Origin of the sequence: Streptomyces sp. NPDC050528 (genome assembly GCF_044457795.1) — a bacterium.
Taxonomy (GTDB): Bacteria; Actinomycetota; Actinomycetes; order Streptomycetales; family Streptomycetaceae; genus Streptomyces.
In genome coordinates, this window is record NZ_JBITHH010000007.1 from 193,647 (window position 1) to 213,843 (window position 20,197).

Annotated in this window: 18 protein-coding genes; 14 read left to right on the forward strand and 4 right to left on the reverse strand. The window is 69.4% G+C overall.

The annotated features are described in order from the left end of the window. Positions 1–26: 26 nt before the first annotated feature. On the reverse strand, positions 27–1,193 hold the full coding sequence (gene xylA / locus ACIBK4_RS24825) for a xylose isomerase (protein WP_033278292.1): 1,167 nt from the start codon (positions 1,191–1,193) through the stop codon (positions 27–29). Between the two features lie 188 nt (positions 1,194–1,381). Here xylA and xylB point away from each other — a divergent pair, with 188 nt between their 5' ends. From xylB to ACIBK4_RS24865, 8 genes are all read left to right on the forward strand, one after another. Beyond that, entirely contained in the window at positions 1,382–2,827 is a 1,446-nt protein-coding gene (gene xylB, locus ACIBK4_RS24830; RefSeq protein ID WP_398997615.1) for a xylulokinase, read from the forward strand. Between the two features lie 29 nt (positions 2,828–2,856). Continuing rightward, positions 2,857–4,089: an ROK family protein gene (locus ACIBK4_RS24835; protein WP_398997617.1), complete on the forward strand. Its 1,233-nt coding sequence runs from the start codon at positions 2,857–2,859 to the stop codon at positions 4,087–4,089. Positions 4,090–4,278: 189 nt separating this feature from the next. Continuing rightward, entirely contained in the window at positions 4,279–5,763 is a 1,485-nt protein-coding gene (locus ACIBK4_RS24840; RefSeq protein WP_398997619.1) for an APC family permease, read from the forward strand. Further along, on the forward strand, positions 5,760–6,773 hold the full coding sequence (locus ACIBK4_RS24845; protein WP_398997621.1) for an acetamidase/formamidase family protein: 1,014 nt from the start codon (positions 5,760–5,762) through the stop codon (positions 6,771–6,773). The genes ACIBK4_RS24840 and ACIBK4_RS24845 overlap by 4 nt, the downstream gene beginning before the upstream one ends. A gap of 76 nt (positions 6,774–6,849) precedes the next feature. Then, positions 6,850–7,449: an N-acetylmuramoyl-L-alanine amidase gene (locus tag ACIBK4_RS24850; protein WP_398997623.1), complete on the forward strand. Its 600-nt coding sequence runs from the start codon at positions 6,850–6,852 to the stop codon at positions 7,447–7,449. Between the two features lie 207 nt (positions 7,450–7,656). Then, entirely contained in the window at positions 7,657–8,934 is a 1,278-nt protein-coding gene (locus tag ACIBK4_RS24855; protein WP_398998262.1) for a GAF domain-containing protein, read from the forward strand. 334 nt (positions 8,935–9,268) lie between these two features. Next, complete coding sequence (locus tag ACIBK4_RS24860) at positions 9,269–10,792, forward strand: aldehyde dehydrogenase family protein (protein ID WP_398997625.1); 1,524 nt, start codon at positions 9,269–9,271, stop codon at positions 10,790–10,792. A gap of 207 nt (positions 10,793–10,999) precedes the next feature. Then, complete coding sequence (locus ACIBK4_RS24865) at positions 11,000–11,656, forward strand: IS5 family transposase (protein ID WP_398997627.1); 657 nt, start codon at positions 11,000–11,002, stop codon at positions 11,654–11,656. A 15-nt stretch (positions 11,657–11,671) separates the two neighbouring features. Here ACIBK4_RS24865 and ACIBK4_RS24870 read toward each other — a convergent pair whose 3' ends face one another. After that, on the reverse strand, positions 11,672–12,058 hold the full coding sequence (locus ACIBK4_RS24870) for a hypothetical protein (protein WP_398997629.1): 387 nt from the start codon (positions 12,056–12,058) through the stop codon (positions 11,672–11,674). On the opposite strand from ACIBK4_RS24870, the gene ACIBK4_RS24875 reads away from it, so the two are divergent. The 6 genes from ACIBK4_RS24875 (at position 12,048) to ACIBK4_RS24900 (ending at position 17,025) form a co-directional block, all read left to right on the forward strand. After that, entirely contained in the window at positions 12,048–13,043 is a 996-nt protein-coding gene (locus ACIBK4_RS24875) for an alpha/beta hydrolase (protein ID WP_398997631.1), read from the forward strand. The genes ACIBK4_RS24870 and ACIBK4_RS24875 overlap by 11 nt on opposite strands. 68 nt (positions 13,044–13,111) lie before the next feature. Continuing rightward, entirely contained in the window at positions 13,112–13,711 is a 600-nt protein-coding gene (locus ACIBK4_RS24880; protein ID WP_398997633.1) for an NAD(P)H-dependent oxidoreductase, read from the forward strand. A gap of 51 nt (positions 13,712–13,762) precedes the next feature. After that, positions 13,763–14,155, forward strand: a complete 393-nt coding sequence (locus ACIBK4_RS24885) for a nuclear transport factor 2 family protein (protein WP_030942728.1) — start codon at positions 13,763–13,765, stop codon at positions 14,153–14,155. 24 nt (positions 14,156–14,179) lie between these two features. Continuing rightward, positions 14,180–14,878: a type 1 glutamine amidotransferase domain-containing protein gene (locus ACIBK4_RS24890; protein WP_398997635.1), complete on the forward strand. Its 699-nt coding sequence runs from the start codon at positions 14,180–14,182 to the stop codon at positions 14,876–14,878. 166 nt (positions 14,879–15,044) lie between these two features. After that, positions 15,045–15,914 (forward strand): helix-turn-helix domain-containing protein, encoded by an 870-nt coding sequence (locus ACIBK4_RS24895; protein WP_398997637.1) that lies wholly within the window; start codon positions 15,045–15,047, stop codon positions 15,912–15,914. Positions 15,915–16,092: 178 nt separating this feature from the next. Continuing rightward, positions 16,093–17,025, forward strand: coding sequence for an NADP-dependent oxidoreductase (locus ACIBK4_RS24900; protein ID WP_398997639.1), 933 nt, complete (start codon positions 16,093–16,095; stop codon positions 17,023–17,025). An 85-nt stretch (positions 17,026–17,110) separates the two neighbouring features. Here the strand turns inward: ACIBK4_RS24900 and ACIBK4_RS24905 are convergent, their stop codons facing one another. Continuing rightward, positions 17,111–18,073: an SDR family NAD(P)-dependent oxidoreductase gene (locus tag ACIBK4_RS24905; RefSeq protein ID WP_398997641.1), complete on the reverse strand. Its 963-nt coding sequence runs from the start codon at positions 18,071–18,073 to the stop codon at positions 17,111–17,113. Between the two features lie 57 nt (positions 18,074–18,130). Continuing rightward, positions 18,131–20,197: an MFS transporter gene (locus tag ACIBK4_RS24910; protein WP_398997643.1), complete on the reverse strand. Its 2,067-nt coding sequence runs from the start codon at positions 20,195–20,197 to the stop codon at positions 18,131–18,133.

The window sequence follows — 20,197 nt, forward strand, 5'->3', positions numbered from 1 at the left end:
GTGACGTGACGCACGCGTGCGTGCGGTCAGCCGCGTGCTCCCAGGAGGTGGTCCATGGCGAGCTGGTCGAGCTGCTCGAAGGCCATCCCGCGCTGGGCGGCCGCCTCGATGTCGAAGTCCTCGAAGGCCGAGCGGTCCGCGAGCAGCGACTTGAGGCCGTCCGCCGCGGTCTGCTGCGCCAGTTCGTCCAGCCGCGAGGCGCGCAGCGCCTCCTGGACCACCGGGTCGGCGCGGAACGCGGCCGAACGCTCCTTGAGGATCAGGTAGTTACGCATGCAGCCGGCGGCCGACGCCCACACACCGTCGAGGTCCTCGGTGCGCGGCGGCTTGAAGTCGAAGTGCTTCGGGCCGGCGTAACCGGCGCTCTCCAGGAGGTCGACCAGCCAGAAGGCGGCACGCAGGTCGCCGTTGCCGAAGCGCAGGTCCTGGTCGTACTTGATGCCGGACTGGCCGTTGAGGTCGATGTGGAAGAGCTTGCCCGCCCACAGGGCCTGGGCGATGCCGTGCGGGAAGTTGAGCCCGGCCATCTGCTCGTGGCCGACCTCGGGGTTGACGCCGTAGAGCTCCGGGCGCTCCAGGCGCTCGATGAACGCCAGGGCGTGGCCGACGGTGGGGAGCAGGATGTCGCCGCGGGGCTCGTTCGGCTTGGGCTCGATCGCGAACTTGATGCTGTAGCCCTGGTCGGTGACGTACTCGCCGAGGAGGTCGAAGGCCTCCTTCATGCGGTCGAGGGCGACACGCACGTCCTTGGCGGCGCCGGACTCGGCGCCCTCGCGGCCGCCCCAGGCGACGTAGGTCTCGGCGCCCAGCTCGACCGCGAGGTCGATGTTGCGGATCGTCTTGCGCAGGGCGTAGCGGCGCACGTCACGGTCGTTGGCGGTGAACGCGCCGTCCTTGAAGACCGGGTGCGTGAAGAGGTTGGTGGTCGCCATCGGCACCTTCATGCCGGTCGCGTCGAGGGCCTCACGGAAGCGCTTGATGTGCGACTCGCGCTCGGTGTCCGAGGACCCGAAGGGGATCAGGTCGTCGTCGTGGAAGGTCACACCGTGGGCGCCGAGCTCGGACAGGCGCTGCACCGTCTCGACGGGGTCGAGGGCACGGCGGGTGGCGTCGCCGAACGGGTCCCGTCCCTGCCAGCCGACGGTCCAAAGGCCGAAGGTGAACCTGTCCTCGGGGGTGGGCTGGTAGTTCATGACGCGGCTCCTTGTTGCTTCGCTGCGACTATTTCGTCATGGCGGTTTACAAATTAGTATGCACACGCAGCTCTGGGAAGGGACAACGTGTCCCTGAAGGAGTGGGGTACGGGTCACCGCACCCCGGACAGCCTTGAGAACACCAGGTCAGAGCCCCGCAGAGCCGCGGAAAAAACAGGGAGAGCCCGATGTCAGCAGCCGAGGGTCCGCTCGTCGTCGGCGTGGACACGTCCACCCAGTCCACGAAGGCACTGGTCGTCGATGTGTCCACCGGACGGATCGTCGCGAGCGGCCAGGCGCCGCACACCGTCTCCTCGGGGGCGGGCCGCGAGAGCGATCCCCGCCAGTGGTGGGACGCGCTGTGCGAGGCCCTGCGCCAGTGCGGAGACGCGGCCCACGAGGCGGCGGCCGTGTCGATCGGCGGCCAGCAGCACGGCCTGGTCACTCTGGACGCCCAGGGCGAGCCGGTACGCCCGGCGATGTTGTGGAACGACGTGCGCTCCGCTCCGCAGGCCCGCCGCCTGATCGAGGAACTGGGCGGTCCGAAGGCCTGGGCGGAGCGCACCGGCAGCGTGCCCGGCGCCTCCTTCACGGTCACGAAGTGGGCCTGGCTCGCCGAGCACGAGCCGGAGTCGCTGCGCGCCACGGCGGCCGTACGCCTCCCCCACGACTACCTCACCGAGCGGCTCACCGGACAGGGCACCACCGACCGGGGCGATGCCTCCGGCACGGGTTGGTGGGCCTCGGGGACCGAGTCGTACGACGAGGAGATCCTCCGGCATGTCGGGCTCGATCCGGCGATGCTGCCCCGGGTGGTGCGGCCGGGCGAGGTGGCGGGGACGGTGCGCGACTGCCACGACCTGCCGTTCTCCAAGGGCACGCTGGTCGCCCCGGGCACCGGCGACAACGCGGCCGCAGCGCTCGGTCTCGGGCTGCGCGCCGGCCACCCCGTGCTCAGCCTCGGTACGTCGGGCACGGTGTACGCGGTGTCGAAGCACCGCCCCGCCGACCCGTCCGGCACGGTCGCGGGCTTCGCCGACGCGCACGGCGACTGGCTGCCCCTGGCCTGCACGCTGAACTGCACCCTCGCCGTCGACCGGGTCGCGGCCCTGCTGGGCCTGGACCGGGAAGCCGTTGAGCCCGGCACTTCGGTCACGCTGCTGCCCTACCTGGACGGCGAGCGCACCCCGAACCTGCCCAACGCTTCCGGCCTGCTGCACGGCCTGCGCCACGACACCACCGGCGGACAGCTCCTCCAGGCCGCCTACGACGGTGCCGTACACGCCCTGCTGGGCGCGCTCGACCTGGTCCTGGACGAGGACGCGGACCGCACGACGCCGCTGCTGCTGATCGGCGGGGGCGCCCGGGGCACGGCCTGGCAGGAGACCGTACGACGGCTGTCGGGGCGTCCGGTCCAGGTGCCCGAGGCGAAGGAGCTGGTCGCGCTCGGTGCCGCAGCGCAGGCCGCAGGGCTGCTGACCGGCGAGGATCCGGCCGCGGTGGCCCGGCGCTGGAACACCGCCGCGGGGCCGGTGCTGGACGCCGTGGAGCGTGACGAGGCGACGCTGGCCAGGATCTCCGGGGTACTCTCCGACGCGGCTCCGCTGCTCGAACGGGGGACGGACGCCCGCTGACCCGCAACCGACCGAGGACTGACGGAGGCATGACCGCACCGCTGCACGAGGCGCATCCCGCCGGGCCCGGCCGCGCGCTGCCCGACACTCAGCAGGGCATGCGCCGCCGCAACCTCGCGCGCGTGCTGCACACGGTCAGCGCCGAGGGCCCGCTCTCGCGTGCGGCGGTGGCCTCACGCATCGGGCTGACCCGTGCGGCGGTGTCGACGCTGGTGGACGAACTGATCCGGTCGGGGCTCCTCGAAGAGCTGGGCCCCGAGCGGCCCGGCCGGGTGGGCCGCCCCGGATCGGCGCTCGCCGTCAGCGGGCGCGGTCCGGCCGGGATCGGCGCGGAGATCGGCGTCGACCACCTCGCGGTCTGCGCGGTCGATCTGCGCGGCGAGATACGCGCGCGTGCCGTGCGACACGGCGTGAACCGCGGCCGCTCCCCCGAGCCTGTACTCGCCGAACTCACCGCGCTGGTACGGCAGGTCGTCGCCGAGGCGGACGCGGAGGGCCTGTGGCCGGCCGGGCTCGCGGTCGCCGTACCCGGTCTGGTGGCACGCGACGGCCGTACGGTCGTCCGCGCCCCGAACCTCGACTGGCACGACACGGACCTCGGCGCCCTGCTGCCCGCCGAACTCCCGCCGACTGTGGACAACGAAGCCAACTTCGGCGGGCTCGCCGAACTCTGGCTGGGCGGGACCACTCCGCGCGACTTCCTGCATGTGTCGGCCGAGATCGGCATCGGCGCCGCGGTCGTGGTGGACGGCGGACTGCTGCGCGGAACACGGGGATTCGCGGGCGAGTTGGGGCATGTCCCGGTGCGTCCGGACGGGCCGGAGTGCGCGTGCGGCGGGCGCGGCTGCCTCGAACAGTACGCGGGCGAGGAGGCCGTGCTGCGCGCCGCAGGGCTGGAGCCCGGCGCGGACCGGGTCGGCCTGCTCGCGTCCCGCGCCGCCGACGGCGACGAGGCGGTACGCCGTGCCCTGCACGACGCCGGCACGGCGCTCGGCATCGCGCTGACCGGCGCGGTCAACCTCCTCGATCCGCAGCTGGTGGTACTGGGCGGCGCACTGTCCGGACTCGCGCCCTGGCTACTGCCGTCGCTGGAGGCCGAGTTGGCGCGCCGCACGGCCGGGCCCGCCTGTCCGGTCTCGGTGTCGCGGCTGGGGCCCGAGGGTCCGCTGCTGGGCGCCGCGCACTCGATCGTGCGGGCCGTCCTCGACGACCCGGCCTCGGTGGCCGAACGGGCTGGGGACAACCTGGCCGAACAGGCCTGAAACAGGGCCGAGTTCACCCATTCGAGTGATCGAGTTGTCCACAACTCCGCCGCCGTCCACGGAACCACGCCACGCCCTACTGCCCAACCCGCAAGCGCCGTACCGTGATTCACGCGAGGCACAGCCGTCGTGTCGTGACGACGGGGTGCGGGTGTGGTTGCGAACGCGGGTGGACGAGGGGGGATTCACGTGTCGGCGGAGACAGTTCAAGGGCTGCGACGGGATGCCGTCGGGCTGCGCGAGGTCCTCTTCCAGAGCATCACGGCGATGGCGCCGGCCGCCGCGGTCGCCGCGTCGATCCCGTCGGGCGCGGCCTTCGCGGGCGGCAGTCTGCCGCTGTCGGTGTTGATCGCCCTGGTGGCCTGCCTGTTCACCGCGTCCTGCGTGGCCGAGCTGGCCCGCGAACTGCCCGCCGCCGGCTCGGTGGCCACCTACGCGGCGCAGGGACTGCATCCGGCCGTCGGCTTCCTGGTCGGCTGGGGCTACGTCTTCGTGGAGGCGCTGGTCCCGCCGCTGCTGCTCCTGCAGCTCGGGTTCACCACGGCGGGCACCCTGCACCAGGAGTGGAACTCGTATCCGGAGAACCTGTGGTGGCCGTGGGCACTCGCGGGCGCCGCGATCATCGCCGTGGCGGGCTGGTTCGGGGCGCGCGCCTCGGCCCGCTTCGGGACGATTCTCGGGGTCTTCGAGATCCTCGTCTTCCTGGTGTTCGCCGTCTGGCTGATCGGCAAGGCCGGTAGCGCCAACACGCTGTCGGTGTTCGGCACTTCGCACGTCGGCAAGGACTACTCGGGGCTCGGCGGGGTCTTCGCCGGCTCGGTCTACACGGTGCTCGCGTTCGCCGGGTTCGAGGCCGCTGCACCGCTCGCCGAGGAGACACGGGACCCGCGCCGGACGATGCACCGCGCGGTGCTCGGCGCGGCCCTGGGGATCGGCCTGTTCTACGTGCTGACGACCTACGCCATGACCGTGTACTTCGGGCCGGACCGCTTCAGCGGATTCGGCGCCTCCGGAGCGGCGTCCTGGGAGGGCGTGGCCCGCGCGTCGTTCGGACTGTTCTGGGTGCTGGTGTTCCTGGCCGTGGTCAACTCGACGATCGCCAATGCCAACGCGTGCGCCACCGTCTCGACCCGCACCGCCTTCGCCCTGGCCCGCATCCGGGTACTCCCCCGCGTCCTGGCCACCCTGCACCCACGCCACCGCTCCCCCGTCGCCGGCATCGCCGTGCAGACCGTCGTCGCGGTGGGAGCCGTACTGGGCCTCGGTTTCGCCTACGACCCGGTGACCGCGTTCCTCCTCCTGGCCACGGTGATCGTCACGGTCGTCATCGCCGTCTACATCGTCGTGAACCTGGCCTGCGCGGGCTACTTCCTGCGCCGCAGGCGCGAGTTGCTCAAGCCTGCACGCCACCTGTTGGTCCCGCTCCTCGGGATCGTCGCGTTCGTCCCCGCCCTGCTCACCGCGGCAGGCCTCCCGGTCTTCGACTTCGTGACCGAGCTGACCGCGCCCGTGTCCTACGCAGGACCGGTCGTCGGCGTCTGGATGGCGGCAGGGCTCGTGGTCCTGCTCGTTCTGCTACGACGCCACCCCGAGCGAATAGCCGAAACCGCCCGTGTCCATCTCGACGAACCCGCCTCCACCGGTCATCCGCAGAACGGAGCAGTACAGCCATGAACGACCCCCGGATCCTGACGGTGCGGCCCGAACCGGGCGAGTACGCCTGGACGTTCGGCGGCGCCCCGCCCGTGGCACGCATCACGCCCGGCACAGTCCTCGACCTGTATACGGAGGACTGCTTCGCCGGACGGGTACGGTCCGAGAAGGACCTGGTGTCCGAGGTATGTGAGTTCCCTTTTTTGAACCCTCAAACCGGCCCCTTCCATGTGGAGGGCGCGGAGCCGGGCGACACGGTCGCCGTGCACTTCGTGTCGATCGAACCGGCGCGGGACTGGGCCGCCTCCACCACGGTCCCCCTCTTCGGCGCGCTCACCTCGACGCACACCACGGCGACGCTGCAGCCGCCGCTTCCGGAGACCGTCTGGATCTGGCAGTTGGACCGGACCCGCCGTACGGCGTTGTTCCGCGCGCGGGACAGTGACATCGAGGTCGAGCTGCCTCTCGACCCGATGCACGGCACCGTGGGTGTGGCTCCCGCCAATCTGGAAGTGCGTTCGGCGCTGGTCCCGGACGCGCACGGCGGCAACATGGACACGCCCGAGATGCGGGCCGGGGTCACCTGCTACCTCGGGGTGAACGTGGAGGGCGCGCTGCTCAGTCTCGGCGACGGGCACGCCCGGCAGGGCGAGGGCGAGACCTGTGGAGTCGCGGTCGAGTGCGCGATGAACACCGTGGTGATCGTGGAGTTGCTCAAGGGGGTCGCCACGCCCTGGCCGCGCATCGAGTCGGACACGCACATCATCTCGACGGGTTCGGCACGCCCGTTGGAGGACGCGTTCCGGATCTCCCAGCTCGACCTGGTGCGCTGGCTGGTGCGCGACTACGGGTTCAGTGAACTGGACGCCTACCAATTCGCAACCCAGGCGGTCGAATCGCCGTTGGCCAACGTGTGCGACACCAACTACACCTGCGTGGCGAAGATCCGGAAGGAATGGCTGCCCGCGCGCGAGACGCATCGCGGACTGCACGCACGGCTGCGTGAGACCGCGAAGGCACTCCAGCACTGAGCCCGCCGCTCACCCCGAACACTCAGAAGAACCCGACATACCCGACGTACCCGAAGACCCCTGAAAGGCACCCGCAGTGGACCGTTCAAGACCGCTTCCGAGCAGGCGGCGCATCCTCAAGGGTGCCGCGCTGGCCGCCGTACCCTATGCGTTACTTCCCGACGCGCAGGCCGGTGCGCAGACGCAGGCCGTCGACTATCCGCCGGCCGAGTGGCAGCCGGCGAGCACCTCCAACTACACGGCGTCCAGCCGCCCCGGCACCTATCCCCTCGACTACGTGATCATCCACGTCACGCAGGAGACGTATGCCAACACCCTGTCCATCTTCCAGAATCCGCAGAAGAAGGTGTCCGCGCACTACCTCGTGCGATCGGCCGACGGGCATGTGGCGCAGTGCGTGCGGGAGGCCGACATCGCCTGGCACGCGGGGAACTGGGACTACAACACCCGCAGCATCGGTATCGAGCACGAGGGCTGGGTGGACCAACCCCAGTGGTTCACCGACGCGTTGTACGAGCAGTCGGCCAGGCTGACGGCGGCGATCTGCACGAAGTACGGACTCCCGAAGGACCGGGCGCACATCATCGGGCACTACGAAGTGCCGGGCACGGACCACACCGATCCGGGGCCGAACTGGGACTGGACGCGCTACATAAGGCTGGTCAACTTCGCCTGAGCCGGGGCGGATCAGGGCGGGTTGCGAGCCGGATCCGGGAGCGTCGCGGTTCGTTCGGGGCGTAGCTGGTCGAAACGGTTGTCCGGATCCGTCTGCGGAGTGACGATGTCCGCATCCGTTGCGGCGCCGTGTCACTGTCGTGTCGTCGCCGTATCGCCGTTGTACCGCCACTGCACTGCCGTCGTATCGACTTCAGGGGAGGCCGAGTTGACCGATCCGTGGGTGGCCCTGGAGCCGGGGGCCGACCCTGCCGAGCGGGTGCGGGTGCTGCGCCGGGCGCACGAGACGTTCGCCGTGGCGGGTACGGTGCCGCAGCCGGTGCGGTCGGTGGTGGCCGATTCCTGGCGGCGTTCCGCGCGGGCCGGTGTCGGTCCCGAGGGCACGGCGCGCGTGGAGCTGACGGACGGTGACCTGGGTGTCTATCGCGCTGAGCATCCGCTGGCGCGGGTGATGCCGTTGATCCGGGAGTTGGTGGGTACGTTCGCCGCGGACGGCGAGCATCTGCTGGCGGTGTGCGATGCGCAGGGCAGGTTGTTGTGGGTCGAGGGTGATCCGGTGACCCGGCGGAAGGCGGGCCGGATGAACTTCGTGCCGGGTGCGCGCTGGGCGGAGAGCGCGGTCGGGACGAACGCGCCGGGTACGGCGGTCGCCGTGGACCGGCCGGTGCAGGTGTTCGCGGCCGAGCACTTCATCCGGCGGGTGCAGCCGTGGACGTGCGCGGCGGCTCCGGTGCACGATCCGCGCACGGGACGGGTACTCGGTGCCGTGGACATCACCGGCGGGAACGGGCTGGCGCATCCGCACAGCCTCGGCTTCGTGCAGGCGGTGGCGCGGGCCGCCGAGTCCCAACTGGCGCTGCTCGCACCGGAGCAGACCTCCGTCGACGGGCCCGAACTGACGGCGCTGGGCCGGGACGAGGCCCAACTGTGCGTCCACGGACGCAAGATGAGGCTGAGCCGCCGGCACAGCGAGATCCTGGTGCTGCTGGCCCGGCATCCCGAGGGGCTGACCGGCGACGAGTTGCTGTGCGCGCTGTACGAGGACGAGTCGGTACCGCCGGTGACGTTGCGGGCCGAACTGGCCAGGCTGCGGCGGCTGTTGGGCCCGGGCCTGCTCGCCTCGCGTCCGTACCGGCTCACCTCGCCGGTCGAGTCCGACGTGGCGATCGTCGAGCGGCGGCTGGAAGGGGGCGCGGTCACGGGAGCGGCGACGGCGTACACGGGTCCGCTGCTGCCCGGTTCGCAGGCACCGGCGGTGGTCCGGCTCAGGACCCGCCTCGCGGACGGCCTCCGCACGGCACTGATCGCCCGCCGCGACCCCGACCTGCTGGCGGACTGGGCGCACGCACCGTGGGGCGAGGACGACCTCGACGTCTGGCGGGCCCTCGCGGCGATACGGCCGACGGCACCGGTGCGTTCGCGACTCGCCGCACTGGAGTCCGAGCTGGCGGCTCCGGTCGGGTGGGCACGGCAGGGGGGTCACTGACGTAACTCGCGCTCGGCGCGGGGTACTTGCCGCCCCGCCCGCCGCCCGCCGTCCGCCTCTGCGCCCTCCGGCTTCCGCCCTCCGGCTTCCGGCTTCCGGCTTCCGGCTTCCGGCTTCCGGCTTCCGGCTTCCGGGACGTCCCGTCTCCAACACCTCCGTCGGCCACTCCCGCCAGGACGACGGCTCCCAGCTACCGGTCCCGCCCCCACCCACCGCTTCAACGCCCCGCCCGCACCCACCACTTCCCCGCAACGTACATGCAACGTCCCGCTCCCTAGCCTCGCGCCAAAAGCTGCCCAACGGCGGGCAGCGCTGTTCCGGGAGGCAGACCAGGATGACCCGTTACACGGCACCCGGCACCGAGGGCGCGATCGTCTCCTACCAGGCGCGCTACGACCACTTCATCGGCGGCGAGTACGTGCCGCCGGCTCGCGGGCAGTACTTCGAGAACCCGTCCCCGGTGAACGGGCAGCCGTTCACGGAGATCGCGCGCGGCACCGCGGAGGACGTGGAGCGGGCGCTGGACGCGGCGCACGCGGCGGCGCCGGGGTGGGGACGGACGTCGGTGACCGAGCGTTCCGACATCCTGCTCAAGATCGCCGACCGGATGGAGGCGAATCTGGAACAGCTCGCGGTCGCGGAGAGCTGGGAGAACGGCAAGCCGGTCCGCGAGACGCTCGCCGCCGACATCCCGCTGGCCATCGACCACTTCCGCTACTTCGCGGGGGCGATCCGGGCGCAGGAGGGTTCGCTGGGCGAGGTCGACGACGACACCGTGGCGTACCACTTCCACGAGCCGCTCGGGGTCGTGGCGCAGATCATCCCGTGGAACTTCCCGATCCTGATGGCGACTTGGAAGCTGGCGCCGGCGCTCGCGGCGGGCAACGCGGTCGTCATCAAGCCGGCCGAGCAGACCCCGGCGTCCATCCACTACTGGATGAGCCTGATCGCGGACCTGTTGCCGCCGGGCGTGGTGAACATCGTCAACGGCTTCGGCGTAGAGGCGGGCAAGCCGCTCGCGTCCAGCCCGCGCGTCGCGAAGGTCGCCTTCACCGGCGAGACCACGACAGGGCGGCTGATCATGCAGTACGCCTCCGAGAACATCAAGCCGGTCACGCTGGAGCTCGGCGGCAAGTCGCCGAACATCTTCTTCGACGACGTGTCGTCGGCGAACGACGACTTCCTCGACAAGGCGCTCGAAGGCTTCACGATGTTCGCGCTCAACCAGGGCGAGGTGTGCACCTGCCCGTCCCGGGCGCTCATCCAGCGCGGCCACTACGCGGACTTCCTCCAAGCGGCCGTCGCCCGCACCGAGTTGATCAAGCCGGGCCATCCGCTCGACACGGACACGATGATCGGCGCGCAGGCGTCCAACGACCAGTTGGAGAAGATCCTCTCCTACCTGGACATCGGCCGGCAGGAAGGCGCGAAGATCCTCACGGGCGGCGAACGCCTCGACTACGACGGCGAGTTGAAGGGCGGCTACTACGTCCAGCCGACCATCTTCGAGGGCGACAACAGGATGCGGATCTTCCAGGAGGAGATCTTCGGACCGGTGGTCTCGGTGACGTCGTTCGACGACTTCGACGACGCGATCAAGGTCGCCAACGACACGCTGTACGGTCTCGGCGCCGGTGTGTGGACCCGGGACATCAACACGGCGTACCGCGCGGGCCGGGCGATCCAGGCGGGCCGGGTGTGGACGAACTGCTACCACGCGTACCCCGCGCACGCGGCGTTCGGCGGCTACAAGCAGTCCGGCATCGGCCGCGAGAACCACAAGATGATGCTGGACCACTATCAGCAGACCAAGAACCTCTTGGTGTCGTACTCGCCGAAGAAGCTGGGCTTCTTCTAAAGGCAAACGAAAGGGTGCCTGAACTGGGAAAACTCCCGTCAGGCACCCTTCCGAGCCATCATTCAGACAGCAAGGCGAAATGCTTCCTTAGGGCATGCAGACAAATAACTTGCGGGTTTTGAGACTTGACCTCGCAGGTCAGCGCGTTTTCCATCGACGGGTTGTTCTTCTGCGGGTCCTTAGAGCTCGTAACACAATCTTGTTGAAGTGTACGTGCTCCACAACGACATAGCCTGGCAACTCCTGCCGCTGGAGTTGGGGTTCGGCTCGGGACAGACCTGTTGGCGGCGTCTGGACCGCTGGCAGCAGGCCGACGTCTTCGACCAGTTGCACCGTGTTTTGCTTGCCGAGCTGAACGCGGCCGGCGAACTCGACTGGTCCCGCGCGTGTGTGGACGGCTCCCACATCCGCGCGAAAAAATGGGGAGCCGACACCGGTCCGTCGCCGGTCGACCGACGGAAGACGGGCAGCAAGCATCATTTGATCTGTGACGGACGCGGTACCCCGTTCAGGTATCACCACAGCGGCCAACGTAAACGACGTCACCCAGACCCTTGCCCTGGTCGACGGCATCCCTCCCGTGGCCGGACGGCCCGGGCGCCCGCGGACAAGGGCTACGACTCCAACCCCAACCGCGAAGAGCTGCGCAAGCGGCAAATCCTGCCGGTGATTTCACGCAAGGGTGCACCGAACATCAAGGGCCTGGGCAAGCTCCGTTACGTCGTGGAGCAGACCTTCGCCCTGCTCCACCAGTTCAAACGCCTCGCCGTCCGATGGGAACATCGGACCGAACTCCACGACGCCTTCATGTCGTTGGCCTGTGGCCTCATCTGCTGGAGGCGACTGAGGAACCACCGATCATGATCGTGTTACGAGCCCTTAGCCGACCAGCCAGCGGTAGAGCCACTCCGCGAACGAGAATGAGTAGTCAAGGAATTCATAGTCGCCGTTCTCGATGAACAGCGAGCCCCGGCCCGAGGCTCCCCTGGGAGCGTAGAAGATCACCTCGGCCCGGTCGGTGCTCGCGATCGGAATCAGGCCGTCCGGGGTACCGGAGACCAGCTCAGGGACGCCGAGCGAGATGCGGGGATCGCCCTCGGGTTCCCCTTCGTCCCACTCGACCTGCGACCAGGACTCGGAGGTACGACGAATGTCCTCGGCGTCCCTGAGCTGGTCTTCGGTACCCCGGAATGAGACGGAGAGGTGACTACCCGGGAATTCATATCCAGGGGATAATTTCTTCCCCCCATCGCGAGTGGACATCATCTCGACACCGGCGAATCATGGTGCGTGGACCGCCGATTGGCGGATCGCGGCCGACAAAGGGACAGGCGCCATGGTCGAGACTGTTTCATTCAGGAACAAGGCCGTAGAGATCGCGGGACACCTCCACCTGCCGGACAATTTCGACGAAGATAAAAAATACCCGGCCCTTGTCGGAATTCATCCGGCCGGCGGTGTAAAGGAACAGACCATCGGCCAGTACGCGAAGCGGCTGGCTTCCGAGGGATTCGTCACCGTGGTCTACGACTCCTCCTACCAGGGAGAGAGTGGCGGCGAACCGCGCCTTCTGGAAGACCCGACGACCAGAGTGGAGGACGCCCGCTGCGCGGCGGACTTCCTCACCACTCTCCCGTACGTGGACACCGAGCGGATGGGCGTCTTCGGTATCTGCGCCGGTGGCGGTTACGCGATCAGCGTGGCGCAGACCGAACGCCGTTTCAAGGCGGTCGCCACCGTCAGCGCGGCTCCGATGGGCGAAGGTTCCAGGGGCTTCCTGGGGCATCTGTCTCCGGTGTCCGAGCAGATCAAGACCCTGGAGACGGTCGCTCAGCAGCGCACAGCGGAGGCGAGGGGAGCAGAGCCCGTCTACGCCCCGTTCGTCCCGGAAACGCTGGAGGAGATCGACGACAACACGCCGGATCTCCTCCGCGAGGGATACGACTACTACCGGACTCCGCGTGGTCAGCATCCCCGTTCAAAGGGCCGTTTTCTACTGACCAGCATGGACAGGATGTACGCGTTCTCGGCGTTCGATCAAATTCCGGAACTGCTGACCCAGCCGCTGCTCCTCATCGCGGGGAGCAAGGCGGACACAAAGGTATTCAGCGACCAGGCTTACGAGCTTTCCAAGGGCCCGAAGGAGCTGTTCGTCGTCGACGGGGCGACCCACATCGCCATGTACGACGTTCCCGAGTACATGGATCAGGCGCTCACCAAGATGGTGAAGTTCTTCGCCGTCCTTCAGTAGCAGGCCCCCAGGGCAAACGCCCGGAGAACCGAGCCCACCGTAGAAATCATTTGAGGAGCACGTTCACCATGTCCCATCCCGGCCGCCCCACCGTCGGCATCGCCTTTCATTCGGGCTACGGCCACACGGCCGTCATCGCCGAAGCCGTGGCGCGTGGTGCGGCGGGAGCGGGCGTCGAGGTCGTCTCGATCTCCGTCGACACCATCACGGACGAGCAGTGGGCACAGCTGGACGGCGCTGACGCGATCGTCTTCGGCGCCCCCACATACATGGGTACCGCCTCCGCGGCCTTCCACGCGTTCGCCGAGGCCAGCAGCAGGCGCTGGTTCTCCCAGGCCTGGGTGGACAAGCTCGCCGCGGGTTTCACCAACTCCGGTGCCAAGAACGGCGACAAGTCGTCCACCCTGGGCTACTTCGCCACGATGGCGGCCCAGCACGGCATGCACTGGATCAGCCTGGGCCTGCAGCCGGGCTGGGACTCCACCACGGGCAGCGAGGACGACATCAACCGGTTGGGCTTTTTCCTGGGCGCTGGCGCCCAGAGCCCGACCGACGCCGGCCCGGAGGCAGTCCACAAGTCGGACATCGCCACCGCGGAGCACCTGGGCGCCCGCGTCGCACGTCAGGCCGCGATCTTCCGCGCCGGGCGGATCGCCCTCGTCGCCTGATCCCAGAGTCCCTTCCCCGCTCCATCCACCACCCCCTGCAAGGAGTACGTCATGTCCGATTCCCCGAGCCTCGCCCTCATCCGCAGGTTGTACGAGTCCGGGATGGCCCCCGAAGTCACCAGTGAGGTCATGGCGCCGGACCTCATCTGGGACATCACCCCCGGCTTCCCGAACAGCGGTGTCTACCACGGCTGGGACGACGCCGCCAAGAACTTCTTCGGCAGGACGATGCCGAACTACGACTCCTTCGGCGCGGTGCCCGAGGAGTTCTACGCCGACGACGAAGGCCATGTCTTCGTGTTCGGCCACTACCACGCCGAGACGAAGACCGGGAACAAGGCCGACGTCCGGTTCATCCACCTGTGGACCGTCCGCGACGGCAAGGCCGTGAGCATGCGGCAGGCCGCCGACAGCCACATCCTCCAGGAAGCCCTCAAGGGCTGACACCCTCACCAGGAGACGACAACCATGGCGAAGATCCTCTTCGTGATCACCGCGTCCGACCACTGGACGCTGGCCGACGGCACCCGCCAGCCGGCCGGCTTCTGGGCCGAGGAAGCGATCGGCCCCTACCAGGTCTTCAAGGAGGCCGGATACGAGATCGCGGCGGCCACGCCGGGCGGTGTGCCGCCGACCGCGGACGCGCTCAGCCTCACCGCGGACTTCAACGGCGGCGAGGAAGGCGCCGAGCGCATGCGGACCGCCCTGCGCGAGGCCACCGAGCTGGCACACCCGATGCGCATCGAGGACGTGCACATCGACGACTATGTGGCCGTCTTCTACCCCGGCGGGTGGGGCCCGATGGAGGACCTGCCCGAGGACGCCGCCTCCGGCAAGCTGCTCACCGAGTGGCTCGCCACCGGCAAGCCGGTCTCCCTGGTGTGCCACGGCCCCGCGGCACTGCTGGCGACGATCGGCCCGGACGGAACCTCCCCGTTCCACGGTTACCGCCTCACCGGCCTGTCGAACGCCGAGGAGAAGCTGAACGGTCTCGCCGACCGCGCGAAGTGGCTGCTCCAGGACCGCCTCGTGGGCGAACTCGGGGCGGACTACCGCGAGGCCGACCCGTTCACCCCGCACGTCCAGGTCGACCGCACCCTCTACACCGGCCAGAACCCGGTCTCGGCCGTTGCCCTCGCCCAGGAGCTGGTCAAGGCACTGAGCTGACAACTCGGAAAGCTCCCGCCGGTGGCCCGTGGCGTGCTCGCGCCCCGGGCCATCTGTCCGGCTGCGGGCCCTACCACGATCGAGGGGATCGTGCCCACTGGCCGATCAGCCAGGGGACGGATCCGTCCCCCTCACAAGATGCGGCGTTTGTGCCAGGCTGAAGGTCATGAACCGCAACCCGCATCTGAACGAGCTGGGTGAGTTCCTCAAGGCCCGTCGTGCTGAGCTCACCCCCTCCGAGGTCGGCCTCCGCGGCGGGCCACGGAGGCGCGTGAAGGGACTGCGCCGTGAGGAAGTGGCACTCCTCGCCGCGATCAGCACCGAGTACTACACCCGGATCGAGCAGGGCCGACTCCAGGCGTCAGCTCCCCTCCTCGACGAGATCGCCCAGGTGCTCCGTCTGAACGACGCCCAGCGCACCTATCTCTTCGACCTCGCCGCGAAGGAGCGGGTGCGCCCGACCGTGTACCGCGAGCGCCAGCAGGTGGACCCGCAGCTGCAGCGCATGCTGGACGACCTCAACGCCTCCCCGGCCTTCGTCATCGGCCGGCGCACCGACATCCTGGGCTGGAACCGACTCGCCGCCGCCCTGTGGACCGATTTCGGGCGCTACCCCGAGCTGGAGCGGGTGTTCGTGCGGCTGCTGTTCACCGAACCCTGGATGCGTGAACTGTACGTCGACTGGGAGGAGGTCACCCGGCTGGCCATCGCCCAGCTACGCATGGAGAGCGCGCGCTACCCCGACGACCAGCCTCTCACCGCACTGGTCGAGGAACTCTCCGCCCGTGACCCACAGTTCCGGCAGTGGTGGACCGAACACGACGTCGCGATGCGGGGCAACGGCGTCAAAAAGCTGCGTCACCCTGTGGTGGGCGAGCTGACGCTCGACTGGAACACGCTCACCTGCGGGACGGATCCCGACCAGCACATCATCGTGTGGAACGCGGAACCCGGCACACCCTCCCACGACGGGCTACGCCTGCTCGCTTCCTGGACCGCCGACCAGAAACCGTCGGCGTCCGACGCGGCTACCTGAGCCTTCTCTCCCACGCGCCCACAAGCGCTGACCGGCGGTGCGGTGTCACACATCGGGGGAGAAATACGTCCCCCCTATGGCCGTATCCCAGCCAGGAATCTTCCCCTTTTCCGGGAGTACGCGGGACGGAAAGGTCGGACACCTCAACGACCGCATGTCAGACAATGAGGTGCTTCGCATGAAGGCTGTAGGTTTCACGGAATTCGGTGGGCCGGAGGTGCTTCAGGTTCTGGAGCTGCCTGTCCCGGACGCCGGTCCGGGCGAGGTGCGTATCCGGGTGAGTGCCGCGACCGTCAACGCGGTCGACGCCCTCCAGCGCAGCGGGCCAGCCCGGTCTCCGGACGCCCGGCCGCCGTTCGTTCCCGGCATGGAGACCGCCGGTGTCGTGGACCAGATCGGCGCGGGCACGGACACGGACCTCAGCGTCGGTGACCAGGTGATGGCGTTCGTGCTCGCTGACGGTTCCCGCGGCGCCTACGCCGAGCAGGTCGTCATACCGGCGGAGTCGGTGGTGCGCGCACCCCACGGCGTGAGCGACACGCAGGCCGCGTCGCTACCGATGAACGGTATGACCGCGCGCCTGGCCCTGGACACCCTCGGCCTGGAGGCCGGGCAGACCGTCGCCGTCACCGGAGCAGCCGGTGCGGTGGGCGGCTATGCCGTACAACTGGCCAAGGCGGACGGGCTGCGGGTGGTGGCCGACGCCTCGGAGCAGGACGAGACCCTGGTCAAGGAACTCGGTGCCGACATCGTCCTGCGTCGCGGCGCCGAGTACCCGGACCGGGTACGCACGGAGGTTCCGGAGGGCGTCGACGGGCTCATCGACGGCGCGTCGCTCGGCGCTCTCACCGCCCGGGCGGTACGTGACGGCGGCCGGGTGGTGACACTGCGCGGCTACGACGGTCCCGGTGAACGAGGCATCGTCTACGAGCCGATCGTCGTGTTCCGCTATGCCCGCGAACACGCCAAGCTCGACCGGCTGCGGCAGCAGGCGGAGGACGGCCAGATCACTCTTCGGGTCGCCAGGACGTTCCCGGCGGAACAGGCCGCCGAGGCACACCGGCTCCTCGCCACAGGCGGACTGCGCGGCCGACTGGTCCTGACCTTCTGACGCGGGGCACGTGCGGGCGCGGAGACCGCTGCCCTCAACGTCACGCGTGTGTGGCCGGACGTCGTACGACATCCGGCCACACCCACTACGCGGCGAACGCGTTCACACCCGTCAGCTCCGCCGACAACTCCCACAGGCGCGCCGCCTGCCCGGGGTCGGTCGCCCAGTCCTTCACACCGCGCATCTCGCCGTCGGCGGGAGCGGGCTCGGCCACGTCACAGTCCTCGATGTAGAGACCGCCCAGGCCCTCCAGCTGGGGGGAATTCGCGGCCCACACCTGCGTGGCCGCGCCTTGCTGAGGGGTCTTGAAGAAGTCCGGGTCGCGCAGATTGCCGTCCTCGTCGAACCAGCCGAACTCCCTCTTCTCCTCCTCGGCCACGTGCCGCAGGAGCGGCGTGATGATGACGCCGGGATGCACGGCGAAGGCGCGGACGCCGAAGTCCTTGGCGAGCCTGTCCAGGTGCACCGCGAAGAGCGCGTTCGCGGTCTTCGCCTGCCCGTATGCCTGCCACTTGTCGTAGCCCCGCTCCCACTGGACGTCGTCCCAACGGATGCCGGACATGTGATGGCCGCCGGAGGAGACGGAGACGACCCGTGCACCGCCGGGTTCGAGCGCCGGCCACAAACGGTTGACGAGGGCGAAGTGACCGAGGTGGTTGATCGCGAACTGCGCCTCCCAGCCGGGCCCGACCCGGGTTTCGGGGCATGCCATGATCCCGGCGCTGTCGATGACGAGGTCGACACTCCTGCTTGAGGCGAGGAACCGCTCCGCGAATCCGCAAACACTCTCCAGGTCGCCGAGATCCAGCTCGTCCACCTCGACGCCGAGGACCCCGTCGAGCGAACCCCGGGCGTCCGCGGGCCTGCGCGCGGGGACGACGACGTGGGCGCCGGCCCGGGTAAGCGCACGGGTGGTCTCCAGGCCGATGCCCGAGTAGCCGCCGGTGACGATCGCGAGCTTGCCGCTCAGGTCGATGCCCTGGAGGACATCGTCGGCGGTGCTCCTGGCGTCGAACCCGGAGCCGATCTTGTGCTGTGCGGTGGTCATGCGCAATCACTCCTTACTAGAGCAGCGGAAGAAAACTTGACGTTCGAGGGAGGGCGCTCAACCGCTTCTCGCGGAGAGGAGCGGTCCGCGGCGGCCGAGGCCCCACACGAGGAGTGCGACGCAGGCGAGACCGGCGCCGGTCAGCGCGACGGCCGTCCAGCCGCCGACGGACCACAGGACGGAGGCGGCGGCGGAGCCTGCCGCACCGCCGAGGAAGTTGCAGGTGACGAAGGCCGTGTTGAGGCGGCTGCGGGCTCCCGGCGCGAGCGCGAACAGCCGTGTCTGGTTGAGGATGTTCACGCCCTGTACGGCGATGTCGAGCAGCACGACGGCCACGACGATCCCGACGACGGAGCGCTCGGCGAAGGCCGCGACGATGAACGAGACCACGACCGCCGCCCACCCCCACCCGGTCGCCGGCATGGACCTGCCCCGGTCGTGGAGCCGCCCGGCACGCCGGGCGGCCAGCGCCCCGGCCAGGCCGATGAGGCCGAACAGACCGATCACGGAGACCGAGTAGGAGAACGGCTCCGCGCTGAGCAGGAAGGTCAGCCCGGTCCAGAACAGGGTGAAGACGCCGAAGGCGGTGGCACCGAGGAACAGCGTCCAGCGCACCGCGCGCTCCTGCCAGATCACCTGCCACACCGAGAGCAACAGCCGTGGGTACGGCAGGTGGACCTTCGGGGCGACTGGAGGAATCGCGCGGCTGAGGAGCAACGCGAAGGCGAGGGAGACCGCGGCGGCGACGAAGTAGATGGCGCGCCACCCGGCCGCGTCCGCGAGGAGTCCGCTGATGGTGCGGGAGGTGAGGATGCCGATGAGCAGCCCGGAGACCACCGTCCCCACCACGCGCCCGCGGTTGGTGTCGTCGGTGAGGTCACCGGCGAGCGGGGTGAGCAACTGGCCGCTGACGGTCGTGAACCCGAGGAGAGTGGTCGCCACCAGGAGCGCGCCCAGGGAAGGAGCTATGGCGCAGGCGATGAGCGCGAGGGCCGCGCAGAGCATCATTCCAGGGATGAACCGGCGCCGGTCGAGGACATCGCCGAGCGGGACCAGCAGCAGTGCTCCGGTCGCGTAGCCGATCTGGGTGGCTGTCACGAGCCACCCTGCCGACGCGCTCGAGGCGTGCAGGTCGACGACGATCTCGATGGCGGTGGTCGCCATCGCCTTGCCCGCCCGGATGGTGAAGGGGACCCCGGCCCAGCGGTCGAGGTTCACCCAGGTACGCAGGGCGCAGTAGGTGTCGGTGGTCGACCCCGCTTTGACACCCTGGACGTCGAGGTAGCCGTCGTACTGACCGCGTGCGAAGTCTTCGGGCAGCACGGTACGGACGGCGCGCAGGGCTCGGATGCGTTCGTCGAGGACGTCGGCGGCGGAGCCGGTGCGTGGTGCCTCCATGACGAAGTAGGCGAGCATCTGCAGCAGGTGGTTCTGGACCACGTCGCGCAGGCAGCCGGTCGCGTCGTAGAAGCCGCCGCGGTCGGCGACGTCGAAGTCCTCGGCCATGGTGATCTGGACGCTGCGTACGAAGCGGCGGTCCAAAACGGCGTTGACGGTGGTGTTGGCGAAGCGGAAGGTCAGCAGGTCCTCGATGACGTCCTTGGCCAGGAAGTGGTCGACGCGGCGCAGGCGTTCCTCGGGAAAGTACCGGGTCAGTTCGCTCTGCAGGGCGCGGGCGGAGGGCAGGTCGCTGCCGAAGGGTTTCTCGACGACGAGCCGGGCATGGTCGCCCAGACCGGCTTCGGCCAGCCGCTGGGCGATGACGGGATAGGTGGACGGCGGCAGGGCGACGTAGTGGGTCAGGAAACCGTGGGACCGGACCCGGTCGGCGAGTGCGTCGAAGCTCACGGGGTCGTCGTAGTCGACGCGGGCGTAGCCCAGCAGCGCGGCGAACTTGTCGAACGCTCCCCCGTCCAGGGGTACTTCAGCGGCCTTCAGTACATCACGGGCGTGCCGGCGCAGGCGTTCGTCGTCCCAGTCGCTGCGGCCTACGCCGATGACGGGCACGTCAAGAACGCCCTGGCGGGTCAGGTCGTACAGGGCGGGCAGCAACATCTTCTTGGCGAGGTCGCCGGTGATACCGAAGAGGATGAGGGCATCCGCGCGGAGGGTGGGGGTGGTCAT

Excerpts from the sequence above, each read along its gene's own strand:
- xylA (WP_033278292.1), bottom strand. The coding sequence starts at position 1,193 with ATGAACTACCAGCCCACCCCCGAGGACAGGTTCACCTTCGGCCTTTGG.
- xylB (WP_398997615.1), top strand. The coding sequence starts at position 1,382 with ATGTCAGCAGCCGAGGGTCCGCTCGTCGTCGGCGTGGACACGTCCACC.
- ACIBK4_RS24835 (WP_398997617.1), top strand. The coding sequence starts at position 2,857 with ATGACCGCACCGCTGCACGAGGCGCATCCCGCCGGGCCCGGCCGCGCG.
- ACIBK4_RS24845 (WP_398997621.1), top strand. The coding sequence starts at position 5,760 with ATGAACGACCCCCGGATCCTGACGGTGCGGCCCGAACCGGGCGAGTAC.
- ACIBK4_RS24860 (WP_398997625.1), top strand. The coding sequence starts at position 9,269 with ATGACCCGTTACACGGCACCCGGCACCGAGGGCGCGATCGTCTCCTAC.
- ACIBK4_RS24870 (WP_398997629.1), bottom strand. The coding sequence starts at position 12,058 with ATGATGTCCACTCGCGATGGGGGGAAGAAATTATCCCCTGGATATGAA.
- ACIBK4_RS24880 (WP_398997633.1), top strand. The coding sequence starts at position 13,112 with ATGTCCCATCCCGGCCGCCCCACCGTCGGCATCGCCTTTCATTCGGGC.
- ACIBK4_RS24885 (WP_030942728.1), top strand. The coding sequence starts at position 13,763 with ATGTCCGATTCCCCGAGCCTCGCCCTCATCCGCAGGTTGTACGAGTCC.
- ACIBK4_RS24890 (WP_398997635.1), top strand. The coding sequence starts at position 14,180 with ATGGCGAAGATCCTCTTCGTGATCACCGCGTCCGACCACTGGACGCTG.
- ACIBK4_RS24895 (WP_398997637.1), top strand. The coding sequence starts at position 15,045 with ATGAACCGCAACCCGCATCTGAACGAGCTGGGTGAGTTCCTCAAGGCC.
- ACIBK4_RS24900 (WP_398997639.1), top strand. The coding sequence starts at position 16,093 with ATGAAGGCTGTAGGTTTCACGGAATTCGGTGGGCCGGAGGTGCTTCAG.
- ACIBK4_RS24905 (WP_398997641.1), bottom strand. The coding sequence starts at position 18,073 with ATGACCACCGCACAGCACAAGATCGGCTCCGGGTTCGACGCCAGGAGC.
- ACIBK4_RS24910 (WP_398997643.1), bottom strand. The coding sequence starts at position 20,197 with ATGACCACCCCCACCCTCCGCGCGGATGCCCTCATCCTCTTCGGTATC.